Raw genomic sequence first — 378 nt, 5'->3', positions numbered from 1 at the left:
CTTGCTCGCGACTCAAGAGTAATTATCGATGTTGGCGCACATCATGGGCTTTATGCGCTCATGGCACGCGCTCTTAATCGATCGGCTTCTATTGTCGCATTCGAGCCAAATGAGCGGGTGTTCCAAGTCATGACTGAGAACATAGCTCTCAACAGGTTCGTCATTACGGAAGAGAAGCTAGCCGTTTCCGACAGTTCCGGAGAGGCGACTTTCTACGACTTGCCCGGCGATCAACCCGTTGCTGCCTCTTTAGATGCGGAAGTTGCACGATTGCGGCCAGATTTTGTACCGACCAGCGTGCGGACAACTAGGCTTGATCAATATATCGACGATCGAGGGATCGGAGCTCCCGACCTCATCAAAATCGACGTGGAGCGC

1 protein-coding gene is annotated in these 378 nt (G+C 52.6%); it reads left to right on the top strand.

Going from position 1 to position 378, the window contains the following annotated elements:
• Positions 1 to 378 (top strand): FkbM family methyltransferase (locus NEI07_RS11965; RefSeq protein ID WP_256034811.1); only part of this gene is annotated, 378 nt, incomplete at both ends.

Source organism: Methylocystis suflitae (genome assembly GCF_024448135.1).
Taxonomy (GTDB): Bacteria; Pseudomonadota; Alphaproteobacteria; order Rhizobiales; family Beijerinckiaceae; genus Methylocystis; species Methylocystis suflitae.
This window is presented reverse-complemented; position numbering and strand designations above follow the sequence as displayed.